The organism is Paenibacillus sp. FSL W8-0919 (genome assembly GCF_038003785.1).
Classification (GTDB): Bacteria; Bacillota; Bacilli; order Paenibacillales; family Paenibacillaceae; genus Paenibacillus_AQ; species Paenibacillus_AQ lactis.
Genome location: NZ_JBBOPV010000001.1, coordinates 6,339,714 through 6,355,700 on the forward strand (window position 1 = coordinate 6,339,714; position 15,987 = coordinate 6,355,700).

Genomic DNA, 15,987 nt, shown 5'->3' on the forward strand with positions numbered 1-15,987 from the left:
CATCAACGGCAAGGCGGTGATTCGAATTAGCAGCTCGGTATATCCGGATAACAAGCCCTTGTTCCTCCAGATCAAGGAGAAGATCGAAGATCAGATCGTGAACGACCAGCTGCTCGAAGGGGAGCAGGTGCCTTCCACGACGCAGCTGTCAAGCTTTTACAAAATCAATCACATTACGGTCTTGAAGGGGATCAACCTGCTCGTTGAATCCGGCCTCATTTTTAAAAAGCGGGGTGTCGGCATGTTTGTTGCGGAAGGGGCGAAGGAGCAGCTGCTTCGGACCCGGAAAAATGCATTTGCAGATGATTATGTGGTGCCTATGGTGCAGGAGGCCGACAAGCTCGGCCTGTCCACGGAAGATTTGTTTGAGATCATCACCCAAGTAAAGGAGCGTGACGCCCATGAATCTTGATATCGAATTCGACCGGGTCTCCATTCGCTACGGGGACGTTGAGGCCGTGAAGGATATGTCCTTCCGATTGGACGGCGGGAAGATTTACGGCCTTCTCGGACGGAACGGCGCAGGCAAAACCTCGCTGCTGTCCGCGCTGGCTTCGTTTCGCGAGCCGTCATCAGGCACGGTGAAGGTAGGCGGGGAGCAGCCGTTTGAAAATGCAAAAATCATGCGGGAGGTCTCCTTCCTCTATGACATCGACTACAAGGACGAGTCGGACAAAGTCAAAACGGCGATTGAGACGGTAGCCGGATATCGGCCCCGATTCGATAGGGAATATGCCCTTAGGCTTGCCCGTAATTTCAACCTGCCGCTGGATAAACCGCTTAAGGAGCTCTCGAAAGGCATGCAGTCGGCTTTCAACGTGACTATCGGGCTTGCCAGCCGCTCGCCCGTTACGATTCTGGACGAGGTGTACCTGGGCATGGATGCACCCACCCGGGAAATTTTCTACCGGGAGCTCCTCGAGGATCAGGAGCGGCACCCAAGGACGTTCATCCTGTCCACGCATCTCGTGTCGGAGATGGATTATTTGTTCGAGGAGGTCATTATCATCCATAAAGGCCGGTTCGTCCTCCAAGACGATTACGAATCGTTAACCTCCCGCGGCGTTTCGATTACGGGACCAGCGCAGAAGGTGGACGAATTCACGCCGGGACTGAAGGTGCTGAATGTTCAACAGCTGGGCTCCACCAAATCGGCCATCGTCTACGGAGAGCTGAGAGAGGAATCCAAGCATGCAGCTAGACGTGCGGGGCTTGAGCTGGGTCCGATCTCGCTGCAGGACTTGTTTATCCATATCACAGGGGAGGAGCAGGGAACATGAAACAACCAACGTCAGCCGCTTCGAGAATAATGATGGAGATGTTTTGGCACCAAGGCTCATGGGCCATAGGATATCTGGTTATCGTGTTCCTCCTTAACCTCGCGCTTGGGATTACCGGCAGCAGCAGCAACATCGCCCAGGACGATTTCTTCTCCATCATCTACCGCTCGACCAAGGGCTTCATGCTGGTCATCGGCATTATATCCTCCTTCGGCTTCCTGAGCTTCTATGTGCGCCACGGCTTCACCAGAAGGGACTTTTTTAAAGGAGCCGCCTTGGCCGCCCTGCTGCTGTCCATTGCCTTTCCGCTCGTCGTCGGCCCCGTCAGCCTGCTGCTCTCAGCGATGAACTTCTCGGACACCGGGAACTCTCCGGTACTGCAGGCATTCGAGCACAACTGGTTCCTTGCCCTGGCGTCCTTTGGCATCCAAATCTTCGTTTACTACCTGATGGGATGGATGATCGGCTCCGGCTTCTACCGTCACGACTGGATTCGAGGTTTAGGCTTCATCGCCATAGCGATCGTCCTTGTCGGCTTCATGGATGCGCTGTGGCAATTCGAACTGGCCTCGCTATGGGATCGCTGGATGCCTGCCTTCACCCTTGACGTGCCGCTGTACGTTTCGCTTGCCGGGTCGGCCGTCATCATGCTTCTTGGGCTGGTGTTGATCCGCTTGTTGACACGCAAAGTGACGATTAAGCTGAGATAAGCTAGTATTGAACCCCACCTAAGAGCTTAGTCGTTTATCGCAAAAAAGCACGGCCGGCTCCCGCAGACATTAAATATCTGCGCGGAGCCGGCCGTGCTTTTTGTATATTCGCCAAAATGCAATTACGAGGCGCTGCTCTTCTTCTTGTTATAAATATCGAAAGCGACGGCTGCCAGAAGGACAAGGCCCTTGATGCCCTGCTGCCAGTCGATGCCGAGTCCGACGAGGGACATGCCGTTATTCAGGACACCCATGACGAGGCCGCCGATGATTGCGCCGAACACCGTACCGATACCGCCTGTGGCGGATGCACCGCCGATAAAGCTTGCCGCAATGGCGTCCAGCTCGAAGTTCGTACCCGCACGAGGCGTTGCCGCGTTCAGACGGGCGGCAAACATCAGGCCGGAAATTGCCGCCATGACGCCCATGTTGACAAATACCCAGAATGTTACCTTTTTCGTCTTCACGCCGGACAACGCAGCGGCCTTCTCATTGCCGCCAAGGGCATAAATATGTCGTCCCATCACGGTTTTGTTCATGACAAAGGAATAGATGATGATCAGTACAAGCAGCAAAATCAGAATATTCGGCAGGCCTGCATAGCTTGCCAGCATAAACGTAAAGGCATTTATAACGGCAGCCATCAGAACGAGCTTAAGCAGGAACAGGCCGCCTGGAAGCACGTCGAAGTTATACTTTTTCTGGGATTTACGGTCTCTTAGCTCATTGATGACATAAATCACCGTAAACGCGATGCCGACGAGAATCGCAACCAGATTGGTGCCGGTGTTGCCGAAATCCGGAACGAAGCCCGAGCTGAGCTTCTGAAATCCGCCCGGAAACGGCGAGATCGATTGCCCATCCAGGACGATCATGGTAAGGCCCCGGAACAGCAGCATACCGGCAAGGGTTACGATAAAGGCCGGGATTCTCACATACGCCACCCAGAAGCCCTGCCAGGCGCCGATCAATCCCCCGACGATCAAGGAGGCGATGACGGCGATCACCGGATGCAGCTGCATATCGACCATCATCACGGCTGCGACAGCACCAACGAAAGCCGCCACCGAGCCGACGGACAAGTCAATATGTCCCGTAATGATGACCAGCACCATCCCAATGGCCAGGATGAGAATGTAGCTGTTTTGCAGGATCAGGTTCGTAATATTGATCGGCTCAAGCAGCAGCCCGCCCGTAATGATCTGGAAAAAGATCATAATCAGGACCAAGGCGATGATCATTCCGTACTGCCGAATATTGTTTTTGAATAATTTCATGAGCGTTTCCATGCTTAAGCCCCTCCGTTCTTGGTCATATATCTCATCAGCGTTTCCTGCGAAGCCTCTTCCTTGCTCACTTCACCGGTGATCCGGCCGGCATTCATGACATAGATCCGGTCGCAAATGCCGAGGATTTCCGGCAGCTCGGAGGAAATGACCAGCACCCCTTTGCCTTCGTCCGCAAGCTGATTGATAATCGAGTAAATCTCGAACTTGGCTCCCACATCGATGCCGCGGGTCGGCTCATCGAGGATGAGGATGTCCGGCTCGGAATAGATCCATTTGCTCAAGACTACTTTCTGCTGGTTGCCTCCGCTCAGATTGCCGGTCTTTTGCAAGATGTTCGGCGTCTTGATCTTCAGCTTCCTGCGCATCTCCTCGGCAACGAGGATTTCCTCCCTTTCATCGATCACCATGTTCCTCGCCAGCTTCGGCAGCCCCGTAAGGGAGATATTCCGCTTAATGTCATCGATCAGAATCAGGCCGTAATCCTTCCGGTCCTCCGTCACATAGGCAAAGCCGTTCGCAATCGCCTCGGTCACCGTCCGGTTCTGAATGACCTGCCCGTTCTTATACAGCTCGCCGCTGATATTCCGGCCATATGCCCTGCCGAACACGCTCATCGCAAGCTCGGTCCGGCCCGATCCCATCAGTCCGGCAATGCCGACGATTTCCCCGCGCCGAATATGGAGGTTCGCGCCATCAATCACCTTGCGGTCCGCCTGCAGCTCGTGATATACCGTCCAATCCTTGATCTCCAGGATGACTTCACCGACCTTCGGAGTACGCTCCGGATAACGGCTCGTCAAGTCCCGTCCGACCATCCCGCGGATGATGCGGTCCTCATTGACCTCTTTGCCGTGCATATCCAGCGTTTCGATGGTTTTGCCGTCCCGCAAAATCGTAATGGAATCCGACACCTTGGAAACCTCGTTCAGCTTATGGGAGATCAGAATGCATGAGATGCCCTGCTTCTTGAATTCCAGCATCAGCTGCAGCAGGTTCTCGCTGTCATCCTCGTTCAAGGCTGCCGTCGGTTCATCCAAAATCAACAGCTTTACCTTCTTCGAGAGCGCTTTCGCAATTTCGACCAGCTGCTGCTTGCCGACCCCGATGGTGCCCACTGGCGTGTTCGGATTTTCCGTAAGCCCGACCTTGCCCAGCAGCTCCTTCGCTCCGCGGATCGTCTCGTTCCAGTCCACGATGCCTTTGTGGGCGCGCTCATTGCCGAGATAAATATTCTCCGCAATCGACAAGTAAGGAATCAGCGCCAGCTCCTGGTGGATGATGACGATGCCGAGGTCCTCGCTGTCCTTAATGCTTTTGAATTCGCATACCTTCCCCTTGAACAAAATATCACCATCATAAGTACCGTGCGGATACACGCCGCTCAGCACCTTCATCAGCGTAGATTTGCCGGCGCCGTTCTCCCCGCACAAGGAATGGATTTCGCCTTCGCGAATCTTCAGATTCACGCTATCCAGCGCCTTCACGCCTGGGAACGCTTTCGTTATGTTCCGCATTTCAAGAATGTATTCCGACATTCGGGCTGCACCTTCCCTTCTGTTTCGTATCCATAAGGCCGTTATTTACTTCAAACCGATTTCTTCCTTCGTGTAGTAGCCCGTATCCACAAGCTCCTTCTCGACATTGCTAGCGTCCACTGACACCGGTGGAAGGAGGTATGCCGGCACGACCTTGACTCCGTTATCGTAGGACTCGGTATCGTTCACCTCGGCCTCTTCACCTTTTATTACGCTTTCGGCCATCTTTACTGCCTGTTCCGCCAGCTGGCGCGTATCCTTGAACACCGTCTGCGTCTGCTCGCCGGCCACGATCGATTTGATCGAAGCAAGCTCCCCGTCCTGCCCCGTAATAATCGGCAGCGGCTTATCCGGCGTACCGTACCCTACACCCTTAAGCGAGGAGATGATCCCGATGCTGATGCCGTCATAAGGGGAAAGGACCGCATCCAAATGAGCGTTCGAATAATTCGCACTGATCAGATTATCCATCCGGGACTGGGCCAGCGCGCCGTCCCAACGGAGTGTCGCGATCTGCGCCATGGTCGTCTGCTTGCTGCGCACCACGAGCTTGCCGGAATCGATATACGGCTTCAGCACCGACATCGCCCCGTCATAGAAGAAGTACGCATTGTTATCGTCCGGCGAGCCGCCGAACAGCTCGATATTGAACGGCCCCTTTCCTTCCTTCAAGCCGAGCTTTTCTTCGATATAGGAAGCCTGCAGCACCCCGACCTTGAAGTTGTCGAAGGTCGCGTAGTAGCTCAAATGCTCGGTATTGCGGATCAGACGGTCATACGCGATGACCTTGATCCCTTGATCATGGGCCTTCTTGATAACATCCGTCAGCGTATTGCCGTCGATCGATGCAATCACGATGACATCCACGCCCTTGGTGATCATGTTCTCGATCTGGGCGATCTGGTTCTCAATCACGTCCTCCGCAAACTGAAGATCGGTCTTATAGCCTTTTTCCTGAAACAGCCGCTCCATGTTTTTACCGTCGGCCACCCAGCGCTCCGATGACTTGGTTGGCATCGCAAGCCCGACATAGCCTTTATTCGCATCGCCGGCATCCGTTTCGGCCAGGTTACAGGCCGTCAGGGCAACCAGCATGACCGCAATAAGAACACCCAGCATTCCTCTCTTCATCGGTTGTTCCCCTTTCCGAAAAGTTGGATCGAGAGCGCTTACATCCTAACCATCCGTAAAAGCCTCTCTGTATGAATCAGCATACACCCGCGGATGGAAAGGGTCTTTCGACAGATACAACCTTTTTTATAATTTTCATACTTTTGTGGCCTGATTGGATGGTTAAATGAATGGATGAATGGATGAACGAGTGAGTGAATGAATGGAGGAGTGTGAATGGTAAACCTTCACCGGCTTCGCGGAATCGATCCCAGCGATGAATCCCGAAAAGAAAAAAGTCCCTGCTTCGTTGGGAGCTCCAACCAAACAGGGACTGCTTGTTAATATACGTCAACCGCCCTTCTCTTCCTGAAAAGCGAGGCCCTTGCGATAGCCGTTCGGCGATACGCCCATCACCTTCTTGAATGCTGTGCTGAAGTAGTGCTGGCTGTCATAGCCGGTCCGCTCCGCGATTTCAAGAATAGACAGATCGGTGCCATTCAGAAGCTGGATCGCCTTCCGGATGCGGGTCTGGGTGATGAAAACGACAAACGACGTGCCCAGCTCCTTCTTGAGGGTACGGCTGAGGTAAACCGGCGACACCTGAAGCTCCGCGGCCAAAGACTCCAGCGTCAGCTCCGGATCGGCATACTGCTCCTGAATCAGCTGCCTGGCCCGGCGAACCAGCGGAGACAGCTGGGCGTCACGGAGCACCGCCTCCCGGCAGGCTTCGTACGCGGCCGATATTCCTCCACTGTCGTCCCGTACCGGCTCGACATGCATTTGGATCGAAAGCTTCAAGTATTTCTGAACCGCCTGCTCGGCATCCGCACACGTCTTCGCGGGGATTTCATCCCACAGCAGCATGCCGATATGGCCCGTTCGGTCGCGGAACAGCACATGGGCAGCCGGCTGCAGCAGCTCGCCGATCATGTTCTCCATAGCGAACAGATACAGCTGCCGGTCGCTCTCCTTCATGAGCGGCTGGGGAACGGTCAGCTCGGGCCATCTCGCGATGCCTGCCTGAACGGGCTGCTTTGGCGGCAGGCCGAGGAATTCCAGCTGCTCCACGGCTTCAGACTCTTCCAGCAGCCCGTCGATCCATTCCTGGCAGAAGCGCTCGCGAAGGAGCGGGATATTCTTCTCGATCTGTTCCGATGCCTTCTTCAAATAGTTGCTCTGAATATGGCGCTCATCCAGCTCTTCCCTTACGCTGCGCAGCACCGATACGAGATGCTCCGCATTCACCGGCTTCAAAATATAATCCTTTACGCCAAGCCGGATCGCTTCCTGCGCATATGCGAATTCGTCATGGCCCGTGATGATCACGAAACGGCAATCAGGGCGTTCTTCTCTCAGCCTCTTCATCAGCGCGATGCCGCCCATGAACGGCATGTTCATATCCACAAGCGCGATATCGATAACGCGGCTGAGCGCAAGCTCAAGCGCCTCTTCGCCGTCTTCCGCTTCGGCTGCCACTTCCATGCCGAGCGCAGCCCAATCCACCGCATCCCGAATCCCCTCGCGGATGATCGGCTCATCATCGGCGATCAGCACTTGGTAAAGCACCTGGTTAGCCTTATTCATAGCCTATCTCCCCTATCGTTATCCGGCGGCGGAGGAATCGCAGCGAGCAGCGGGTGACGGATCGTCACTGAAGTTCCTTCGCCTTCCGTACTTTCTATGGTGATTCCGTAAGCCTCGCCGAACGTTAGCTGTATCCGGGCTTGAACATTCAGCATGCCATAGCTGCGGCTACCGGCAGATGTCCCGCCCGCATCCTCATCCATGGCGGAGATCGGGTCCCGAAGCTTCCGGCGAAGCTCCTCGAGCCTGTCTTGCGGCATGCCCGCGCCATTGTCTTGAACGTTCAGAACCAGGGCATGATTCTCGGTATACGCCCTGATCGATATTCGCCCGGGTCCCCGGCGCGCCTTGATGCCGTGGTAAATCGCATTTTCCACGATCGGCTGCAGAAGCAGCTTAAGGACATACAGCCTTTCGGCCTCGGGCGCAAGCTCCAGCTGCGTCTGCAGCCTGTCCCGGTACCGGGTCTTCTGAATTTGCAGGTAGCTGCTGATATGCGTCCATTCATCCTGCATCGAAATGATGTCATCCCCCTTGCTGAGGCCGATCCTGAACAGGGTCGACAAGGATTCCACCAGCTCGGATACCTCATCCGCCCCTTTTTTGCGGGCCATCCAATGAATCGTATCGAGCGTGTTGTACAGAAAATGCGGCTTAATATGCGCCTGGAGGCTGCGCAGCTCCGCTTCCCGCTTCTGCCGCTCGCGCAGCTCGCTCAGCTTCATCAGCTTGCGAATCTGAAGCAGCATGCGGTTGAAGCTCCGGCCAAGCATGCCGACCTCATCCTGCCGGTTCCCCCAGTAGCGGATCGCAAGATCGCCGGACTCCGCCTTTTGCATGAACGACATCAGCTGCCAGATCGGCCGCGAAATCGATTGCGACAATGTATATGAGGCAGTAACGCCGAAGAGGCACACCATAAACAGGAAGCAGATTAAATAAAATCGGATTTCCTTCACTTCGTAAACCGTTTCGTTCGTTGGGAACACGCCGATGGTCCGCCATCCGGTGAAGGAGGACGTGCCGTAAATCAGCTGCACCCGCTCGCCGTTCACCTCGCGTATGAACGTGCCGCTGTCCTGCTCCGGAAACCATGACGGCGGTATGCTTGGAAGCAGGGAGTCGTCCGGCTTATAAATGCTGGATCCCCCAGCCTCCGTCACCATAAGGTACCCGTTCTTGCCCAGCGTCACATCCCGGGCCGCACGCGCTACGGTCCGAAGCTTCAAATCAATAAGGACCGCCCCGGAGACCTCTCGGGTATCCGGATCGACAAAGGAACGGACAACCGAAACCAGCTCCTCATCGGCATAATGCACGTGCGTTGTCACATTGCGGTCCGACGGATGCCCGAGCACGGTAAAGATTCCTTCATGCTTAACGGCTTCCCGGTACCAAGCCTCATCCGTCAGCTCCCCGCTGCCCCGGGCATACATTTCGTTGCTGATATAGGCCCCTTCACGATTGACCACCAGAATAGCGGCAATCTCCGGGTACAGCGTCGTAAAGCCTTGAAGATACTGGTGGATCTCGTAATTGTCCGCATCATCCTGCTGCATCAGACGGCTGTCCGAGGCGTATCCGGCATTTGCCTGTACGCTGTTCCCCGCCTGAGCCGGAGGCATATCCCCCTGGATATGTCCTTTCATAAACCGCTCCGTGCGGGGATCGAAGCCGATAAGATAGGTGATGTTCTGAAGGTTCTCCATCTCGTTGTCGAGCGTCTGATTAACCTTCCCGATCAATTGTATGGTATGACTTGTCACCTGCTGATCCACAATCCGATTAACCGTCCAGTTCACCAGCACCCCGAGCCCGATCGAAGGGAGAATGCCGATCATCAGAAACAGAATGACCAGCTTGTAACGAAGCGGCAGATCCCCAAAATGCAGCCACCGCTTCAGCCCCTGCCGCCATGCGCCCAATCCGTTACTTCGCATAGTAATCCTTCACATTCTCTTGGGTCACGATCGTAATGCCGGTATCGACCCGGGGCGGCAGAGGAGCGACATCATTGCCGAGCGTCGGCGCAGGAACGGTAAGGCCATGATGGAGATGGAACAAATATTGCAGCGACCAATACCCCATATTCCAGGTTCCCTGAGCGATCGTGGCCGAAATCGTTCCGTCCGATATCCGGTCGAGCGTCGCTTTATTCGTATCGAACCCGATAATTCGGACGTCTTCGGCCCTGCCGGCGGCAATGGCGGCATCGGCGGCGCCGGCTCCCCCGTTCGCCTCCGTCGCAAAAATGCCCTTCAGCTCGGGGAACTTCTCCATCATGCGGGCGGCAGCTTCCTTGGAGGCGATAATATCTCCTTTGCCTTCTCTAATCTCCACCACCGACATGGCAGGATAGCTTTTCTCTAACGTTTCCCGGAAGCCCGCCGTCCGGTCATCGTGGTTCTGCTGGCCGGTTTGGGTAATGATGCCGACCTCCCCTTCCCGTCCAAGAAGCTCAGCCATCTTATCTGCAGCTGCCGCCCCGGCATTGTAATTGTTGGTCGCCAGGAAGGAATAGGCTTTGCTGTCAGGAGCGTCCGCATCAAACAGCACGACCGGGATTCCCGCATCAACGGCTTTATTGATCGTTGGCGTGAGCGCCTTCGAATCGATGGCCGATAAAGCAATCCCTGCCGGCCGCTTGGCGATAACCTGCTCCAGGACGGTAATCTGCTCCTTGACGTCATATTGCGTAGCGCCGCGGTAATCGACGGTAACGCCAAGCGCGTCTCCGCCGTCCTCGAAGCCCTTCAAAATATTTTTCCAATATTCCATGCCTGATTGAAAGGTGACCATAACGTAGTTCTCGCCGATGCTGCCGTGAAGCCCGCCTTCCTCCCAGCTGGATGTCCGCTTGTCCTCAAGACGGTACATGAATACGTAAAGGAGAAATGCGACAATCAGCGCACCGTAAACCAGCATCATCTTCTTCATTAGCGGATCCTCCGATCATTCTCCTCTGACTCTCCTGATGGAATCGGTTACATACAAGTGTATTACGAATATACTCCACTTTCCCGCCATATTTCAAACGATGCTGCAGCGCGAAAGGCAGCAAAAACAGACTGCAATCGGCGCATGAAGCGAAGGATGCAGTCGTATTCGTATCCATAATGCAGATTATCGATGTCATACTCCCTGGAACTTATCGCCTGACACTCGGCCATACGGGTGTTCGCAGATGCCGTGCATGAAGAGATTCACGACATGACGCGCCAAATCCCCGGAAGGCCGCTTGCCGTTAAGAAGCTCCTGCAGCGTCAGCCTTTCGATGACCCCGACCAGACTTTCCGAAATGACCGCCATATCCGCTTCGGCCCGGAAATAACCTTCCTGCTGCTCGGCCCTTAAATTATTCGCGATCATTGCGGCCATTTCCGACTTGATGGCTGCAGATTCCTCGCTTATGTAAAATCCGATCTGGGTTGAATCAGGATCCTTGCCCAAATACTCAAATAAGCTTGTTAAGACAGCCAGCAGCCGATCGGGAACATCATCCTCCCTTATGCCGCCCTCCAGCCTGCTGCCTTCGATCAGCTCCTTCAGCCCGGACCGGAAATTCCCAACCAATTCGCGAAAGATCGCTTCTTTACTCTCAAAATAAAGGTAAAACGACGGCTGGGTTAACCCTGCCCGGGATACGATGGTGCTGATCTTCGTATGATGATATCCTGATCTCGCGAATTCATTAGCAGCGATCATCAGCAGTTTCGCCCTGCTCTCTTGTCCGTTCGCACCCTTCTTGCGCAAAGATATCCAACCTCCGAATCTCATCCCGATGTACGTAGTTTTGTCCATTATACTCTATGCAGGGAAGCTCCTGCTACAAAAACTGCGGCAAGACGAAAGCCCCAAAGACTTTACACAAGAGCCGTAACGAGATAACGTTAAAGGGTAGGTCGCTGGAATTCAGCCATGAAGGAGAGCAGAACATGCAAGTTCATTCTCAATCAGACCCGGCAAGAGCCGGGAATCATAACACGCAGGATCCGTCCGCCCGTCGCGTGCTGATCGTTACCGCGGTAGAGGCGGAACGGGATGCCGTCATGCGGGGATTAAGGAATGCGGACGGCTTCGATGTCATTGCAGCGGGCGTTGGCCCTGCTGCCGCGGCCGCTGCTGCCGCAACCCGTCTGGCCCGTTCGGCATATCGCCTCGTCATCAGCGCGGGCATCGCCGGCGGTTTCGACGGAAGAGCGGAAGTGGGCGGCGTTGTTATCGCCGATTCGATCGTCGCCGCGGATTTGGGATCGGAAACGGCGGACGGCTTTGCCAGCGTTCGAGAGCTCGGTTTCGGAACCGACCGGATTGAAGCCGAGACTAACGCATCCATCCGGCTTGTCGAAGCGCTGAAGCGCGCCGGCTTGCCCGTAAGTCTTGGTCCGATCCTGACCGTCTCCACGACAACGGGCAGTGCAGAACGCGCGGCAGGGTTAGCCGGGCAGGTGCCCGGCGCTGCCGCTGAAGGAATGGAGGGCTTCGGCGTGGCGACGGCTGCCGCTATGGCCTGCGTACCGGTCATGGAAATCCGCGCAATATCCAATAAGGTCGGTCCGAGGGATCGCAGCGCATGGCGGATTCCCGAAGCGCTGCGCCAGCTTGAGACCGCCAGTTCACTACTTCCGGAGGTGCTGTCATGAAAATTGCGTTTTCCCCTTGTCCGAACGATACCTTTGTATTCCACGCCTGGGTGCACGGACGGATACCGGGTGCCCCAGAGCTTGATGTATCCTATGCCGATATCGATATTACGAACCGCTGGGCTGCGGAGGACCGGACACATGACATTCTGAAAATATCTTATGCAGCCTTGCCGTGGGTACTCGATGAGTATGCCCTGCTTCCGTGCGGCGGCGCACTTGGCCGCGGCTGCGGCCCGCTCGTGCTGACGGCGGACAAGCTCACGGACGGCCAAACCCCGGCCAGCCCTGCATCTCTGTCAGGTCGCCGCGTGGCTGTTCCGAGCGATCGGTCCACAGCCTACCTGCTGTTCCGTTTATGGGCCGCAAAGCATGTACCCGGCGGGCTTGGCGAAATTGTCGTCATGCCGTTTGACCGGATCATGCCTGCCGTACGGGACGGCGAAATCGACGCCGGTCTTGTCATTCATGAAGCGCGGTTCACCTATCCTTCCTACGGCCTCAAGCTAATGACGGATCTCGGAAGCTGGTGGGAAGAGGATACGGGCCTGCCGATCCCGCTCGGCGCCATCGTTGCCCGCCGTTCGCTTGACCTTGGCCGCATTGCCGAATGGACCCGCGCCTCGGTCGAATATGCGTGGAAGCATCCGGAGGAATCCCGATCCTATGTACTGGAGCATGCGCAGGAGATGGATCCGAAGGTAGCGGAGGCTCACATTAACCTGTACGTCAACCCGTTCACGGCCGATCTTGGTTCGGACGGTTACAATGCTATTACGTCCCTGCTGGATCGCGCGGCTGACGAAGGGCTTGTCCCGCGGATCGACCCTTCGCTGCTGCGGCTGTAAGCCGGCACAGCCCATAAAGATTGCAGCACAACAAGAGGAACGCTCAAGAACCGGATATCGGTGTCTTATGAGGCGTTCCTCTTTTTTAGGGAAATCTATCATTCATTTAAAGGACATGTAAAGCGTAAAGCTGGCTTACATCTCCGGGCTTTCGGAAATCAGTCGGTATAGCTCCCGGTATATCGATACAATCTCCCCCATCGGCATTCGAACGAGTCCGCTGGAAGAGGGGGCGACAAAATCGCGAACCCCGTCAACGACGGAATCGGGCTGCAAGCCCCATTGCACCTTCGTCCTGCCGCTGAATTCGGTGTATACGCCTTTGCCGACATAGCAGGCGACTTGAGGTCTGTATTTCTGCAGCTTTTCCCTAAGCGTCTCCCGTCCGGCCCGGTATTCTTCGCGCGTAATATCCTCCGCCCCCCTGGTCGGCCTTGCCACGATATTGGTGAAGCCGTAGCCCAATTTAAGCAGCTCCCCGTCCTCCGAAGCTTCATAAAGCCGGGGCGTCAAGCCCGATTGATGCAAGATCCGCCAAAAATTGTTGCGGGGGTTCGCATAATGATGACCAACCTCCCCGGATCGCAAGCTCGGATTAAATCCGATAAAAATAATCGTCAAGCCATAGTCCAAATGATCGCTGACTGTATTCATGCTGCCCTAGTCCCTCCTGCCCGTAAGACGGCGTTAATGGGATGCGCTTGCCGCCGCACTGTTATTGCGCTTGCGGATTTCATGGATTCCCATCACGACGGCAATCAGCTCATAATCGCCGAGAACCCCGCTGCTGTTGTGCAGCCGGTAAGCGCCTGGCTGCAGCCATCCGCTGATCCTCGAAAACCGTGCGACAAGGCTTCCCCTGCCATCGCTTATCTCATATTCATTGGAAAAAGCCGGAGATACAATTTCATAAATGCCCCGATCTCCCGCATCATATTCGAATTTCTTGGTTACAAAGCTCATTCGCATACGCAGCACGCCAAGCTCCCTGTCCTCCGCGTCAACGACATTCCATTTGTTCGAGAAGAAACGGAAGGAGCCGCTGCATACCTTGGTCCTTGAGGCATCGTATACATCCAGTGAAGAGCTGAAGGCGCTTTTCAAATCCAGTATGCCGATGCTTTCCCCATTCACATTCATAATATCTGTCCAGCCCGCGCTAAAAAAGTTATCCTTAAAATACAGATCCATACCCTTTCCTCCCCTCGCGCCTTGTTCGGATGCCGATAATTATATAACGTTTAACCGCCTGATTTCGTTTCGCATAAATGACAACAAGCCGGGAACCGATGATGTCTTCATTTGTCTAATTCATGAGGTGACGAATATTGGAGTACCTAAAGACGATGGTAGCCGCAGACGATGCCGGATCAGTCCTGAAAGAGCTTATGGAGTCTTTTGGCCAGGATGTATGGAATTATGCCTATTTCCTTACGAAGCGCCGCGATGCTGCAGATGATATCAGCCAGGACGTCTTCCTAAGAGCCTTCCGGCATTTGAAGGATTTCCAAGGCCGCAGCTCCGTCAAGACCTGGCTTCTGACCATCACCCGCAATCTGTCCCTGAATTATCTCAAATCCTCCTTCATATCCAAAGTCTCGCTTGCGGGATGGCTCACAACCAGACAGGCCAGCCCTTCCGCCGAAATGGAGTTTTTGGATACGGAAGCGGTATCGCAGATCTGGAAGCATGTCATGCAGCTACCCCAGGCATACCGGGAGGTGCTCCTGCTGGAATTTCATTTTCAGCTGACCCGCAAGGAAATGGCCGAGCTGCTAGGCATCTCGGAGGGGACGATCAAATCCAGGCTCCACCGCGCCCGCGTAAGAATGGAAAATTTGCTGAGAGGAGAGGATGCCTAATGAATAAGGAATCGAAGCCGGATCGGCCGGAATGGGCCCGGGAGCTTGCAGCTTCCCCGTTCCGGGAGCCAATGTTCACGGAGGAGATGAAGGCCGATATTCTGAATCGCCGGAAATCCGCTGACTTGCAGCATTCGCAAGGCTTGGCGTCTTCTTGGAGGCGCCGCGTCCCTGTCCTGACTGCCGGAATATGTGCGCTCCTTCTGCTAACCGCAGTATGGGGGTGGCAAGCGTTTCCCGCCCTTCGACAGCTTGTGCCTCTTAAGGGCCCCGGCTCGGCCTCCGAATGGACACCGCATACGCTGTATACGGAGAACGGGGAGCCGAGGCTTCAAGTGTTTGCCGGCGGAGACTACGCTGCTGGCGCTCCTGCGGGAGCGGCATGGTTCCTCATGTCGCCGATCGAGGAGCTTGAGGGCAAGCATGTCCGCATTACGGCCGTTCATCGGGATTCCGGCATGATCCTAGAGGAACTGGCCGAGACGGAAATTACGGCGGACATGGCATACTTAGGCGGGCCGGATTCGTCCTTCAAGGACGCGACGCGTATTGTTTCCCGCTTTGGACTGCCGCTCGCAGGGCTATGGAAGTTCGATCTGCTGATCGACGGAAAAAAATACGGCGATATCGTCTTCGATGTGCCTGACGGCAGCTGGGAGCCGAGCCCCTCCTTCGTTACCGATGTTTCAGAGGAAGAAGCGAAGATCCCCGCTTCCAGGGGCGCCCCTCCGAGAAGCGTAACGGGCGTGGAGGGGCGTCTCGCTTTCCTCGGCATGGATTTTGCCGCAGGCAAACCCAATAAGTATATGTGGCATTTCTGGGGAAAGGACGAGGAGCTGACCGGCGACTTGACGTTTACCGCCGTTAAACAGCATTCCAATGAGCTGATCGATGTATTTCAGACGGAAATCCGTCCCTCCCCGATGTACGGCGCAGATGCGATGCTCCCGTCTATGATGATGCTGCCTTCACCAGGATTATGGCGGATTATGGCTTCGATTGACGGACAGCTGTTTGGCAGCGTGGTTGTAGAGGTTCGATAGGCCTGCCCGAGCTGATCCATGATGTCGACAATACCCGCTGATAAACGGCCCGACGAGCACACACATCTAAAAAAACAGCT

General features: G+C 55.2%; 16 protein-coding genes. 7 read left to right on the top strand and 9 right to left on the bottom strand.

Going from position 1 to position 15,987, the window contains the following annotated elements; genetic code table 11:
- Nucleotides 1-25 precede the first annotated feature (25 nt).
- Genes NST44_RS28775 through NST44_RS28785 form a run of 3 tightly spaced genes read left to right on the top strand, consistent with a single transcriptional unit; the run spans nt 26 to nt 1,990 of the window.
- Complete coding sequence (locus NST44_RS28775; protein ID WP_040739034.1) at nt 26-412, top strand: GntR family transcriptional regulator; 387 nt, start codon at nt 26-28, stop codon at nt 410-412.
- Nucleotides 402-1,280, top strand: coding sequence for an ABC transporter ATP-binding protein (locus tag NST44_RS28780; RefSeq protein WP_340901268.1), 879 nt, complete (start codon nt 402-404; stop codon nt 1,278-1,280). The genes NST44_RS28775 and NST44_RS28780 overlap by 11 nt, the downstream gene beginning before the upstream one ends.
- Nucleotides 1,277-1,990, top strand: a complete 714-nt coding sequence (locus tag NST44_RS28785) for a Tat pathway signal protein (protein WP_340901269.1) — start codon at nt 1,277-1,279, stop codon at nt 1,988-1,990. Before NST44_RS28780 ends, NST44_RS28785 begins: the two co-directional genes overlap by 4 nt.
- Nucleotides 1,991-2,112: 122 nt before the next feature.
- Here the strand turns inward: NST44_RS28785 and mmsB are convergent, their stop codons facing one another.
- The 7 genes from mmsB to NST44_RS28820 form a co-directional block, all read right to left on the bottom strand.
- Entirely contained in the window at nt 2,113-3,279 is a 1,167-nt protein-coding gene (gene mmsB, locus NST44_RS28790) for a multiple monosaccharide ABC transporter permease (protein ID WP_340901270.1), read from the bottom strand.
- Between the two features lie 2 nt (nt 3,280-3,281).
- Nucleotides 3,282-4,814 (bottom strand): multiple monosaccharide ABC transporter ATP-binding protein, encoded by a 1,533-nt coding sequence (gene mmsA / locus NST44_RS28795; protein WP_007130852.1) that lies wholly within the window; start codon nt 4,812-4,814, stop codon nt 3,282-3,284.
- A 45-nt stretch (nt 4,815-4,859) separates the two neighbouring features.
- Nucleotides 4,860-5,945 carry a multiple monosaccharide ABC transporter substrate-binding protein gene (gene chvE, locus NST44_RS28800; protein ID WP_007130853.1) on the bottom strand — a complete coding sequence of 362 codons (1,086 nt, stop codon included), beginning with the start codon at nt 5,943-5,945 and terminating at the stop codon, nt 4,860-4,862.
- Between the two features lie 330 nt (nt 5,946-6,275).
- Complete coding sequence (locus NST44_RS28805; RefSeq protein ID WP_340901272.1) at nt 6,276-7,511, bottom strand: response regulator transcription factor; 1,236 nt, start codon at nt 7,509-7,511, stop codon at nt 6,276-6,278.
- Nucleotides 7,508-9,451, bottom strand: coding sequence for a cache domain-containing sensor histidine kinase (locus NST44_RS28810; protein WP_340901273.1), 1,944 nt, complete (start codon nt 9,449-9,451; stop codon nt 7,508-7,510). The genes NST44_RS28805 and NST44_RS28810 overlap by 4 nt, the downstream gene beginning before the upstream one ends.
- Entirely contained in the window at nt 9,441-10,448 is a 1,008-nt protein-coding gene (locus tag NST44_RS28815) for a substrate-binding domain-containing protein (protein WP_340901274.1), read from the bottom strand. The genes NST44_RS28810 and NST44_RS28815 overlap by 11 nt, the downstream gene beginning before the upstream one ends.
- Before the next feature lie 195 nt (nt 10,449-10,643).
- Nucleotides 10,644-11,264: a TetR/AcrR family transcriptional regulator gene (locus NST44_RS28820; protein ID WP_007130857.1), complete on the bottom strand. Its 621-nt coding sequence runs from the start codon at nt 11,262-11,264 to the stop codon at nt 10,644-10,646.
- Nucleotides 11,265-11,446: 182 nt separating this feature from the next.
- Here NST44_RS28820 and NST44_RS28825 point away from each other — a divergent pair, with 182 nt between their 5' ends.
- Nucleotides 11,447-12,154: a futalosine hydrolase gene (locus NST44_RS28825; protein ID WP_340901275.1), complete on the top strand. Its 708-nt coding sequence runs from the start codon at nt 11,447-11,449 to the stop codon at nt 12,152-12,154.
- Nucleotides 12,151-13,002, top strand: coding sequence for a 1,4-dihydroxy-6-naphthoate synthase (locus NST44_RS28830; RefSeq protein WP_210095176.1), 852 nt, complete (start codon nt 12,151-12,153; stop codon nt 13,000-13,002). Before NST44_RS28825 ends, NST44_RS28830 begins: the two co-directional genes overlap by 4 nt.
- Nucleotides 13,003-13,137: 135 nt before the next feature.
- Here NST44_RS28830 and NST44_RS28835 read toward each other — a convergent pair whose 3' ends face one another.
- A complete protein-coding gene (locus tag NST44_RS28835; RefSeq protein ID WP_340901276.1) occupies nt 13,138-13,656 on the bottom strand; it encodes a mismatch-specific DNA-glycosylase in 519 nt (172 codons plus the stop codon).
- Nucleotides 13,657-13,689: 33 nt separating this feature from the next.
- On the bottom strand, nt 13,690-14,193 hold the full coding sequence (locus NST44_RS28840; protein ID WP_340901277.1) for a hypothetical protein: 504 nt from the start codon (nt 14,191-14,193) through the stop codon (nt 13,690-13,692).
- A gap of 155 nt (nt 14,194-14,348) precedes the next feature.
- On the opposite strand from NST44_RS28840, the gene NST44_RS28845 reads away from it, so the two are divergent.
- Both NST44_RS28845 and NST44_RS28850 read left to right on the top strand, forming a co-directional pair.
- Nucleotides 14,349-14,864: an RNA polymerase sigma factor gene (locus NST44_RS28845; RefSeq protein WP_144878478.1), complete on the top strand. Its 516-nt coding sequence runs from the start codon at nt 14,349-14,351 to the stop codon at nt 14,862-14,864.
- Nucleotides 14,864-15,907 (top strand): DUF4871 domain-containing protein, encoded by a 1,044-nt coding sequence (locus tag NST44_RS28850; RefSeq protein ID WP_340901279.1) that lies wholly within the window; start codon nt 14,864-14,866, stop codon nt 15,905-15,907. Before NST44_RS28845 ends, NST44_RS28850 begins: the two co-directional genes overlap by 1 nt.
- Nucleotides 15,908-15,987 lie beyond the last annotated feature (80 nt).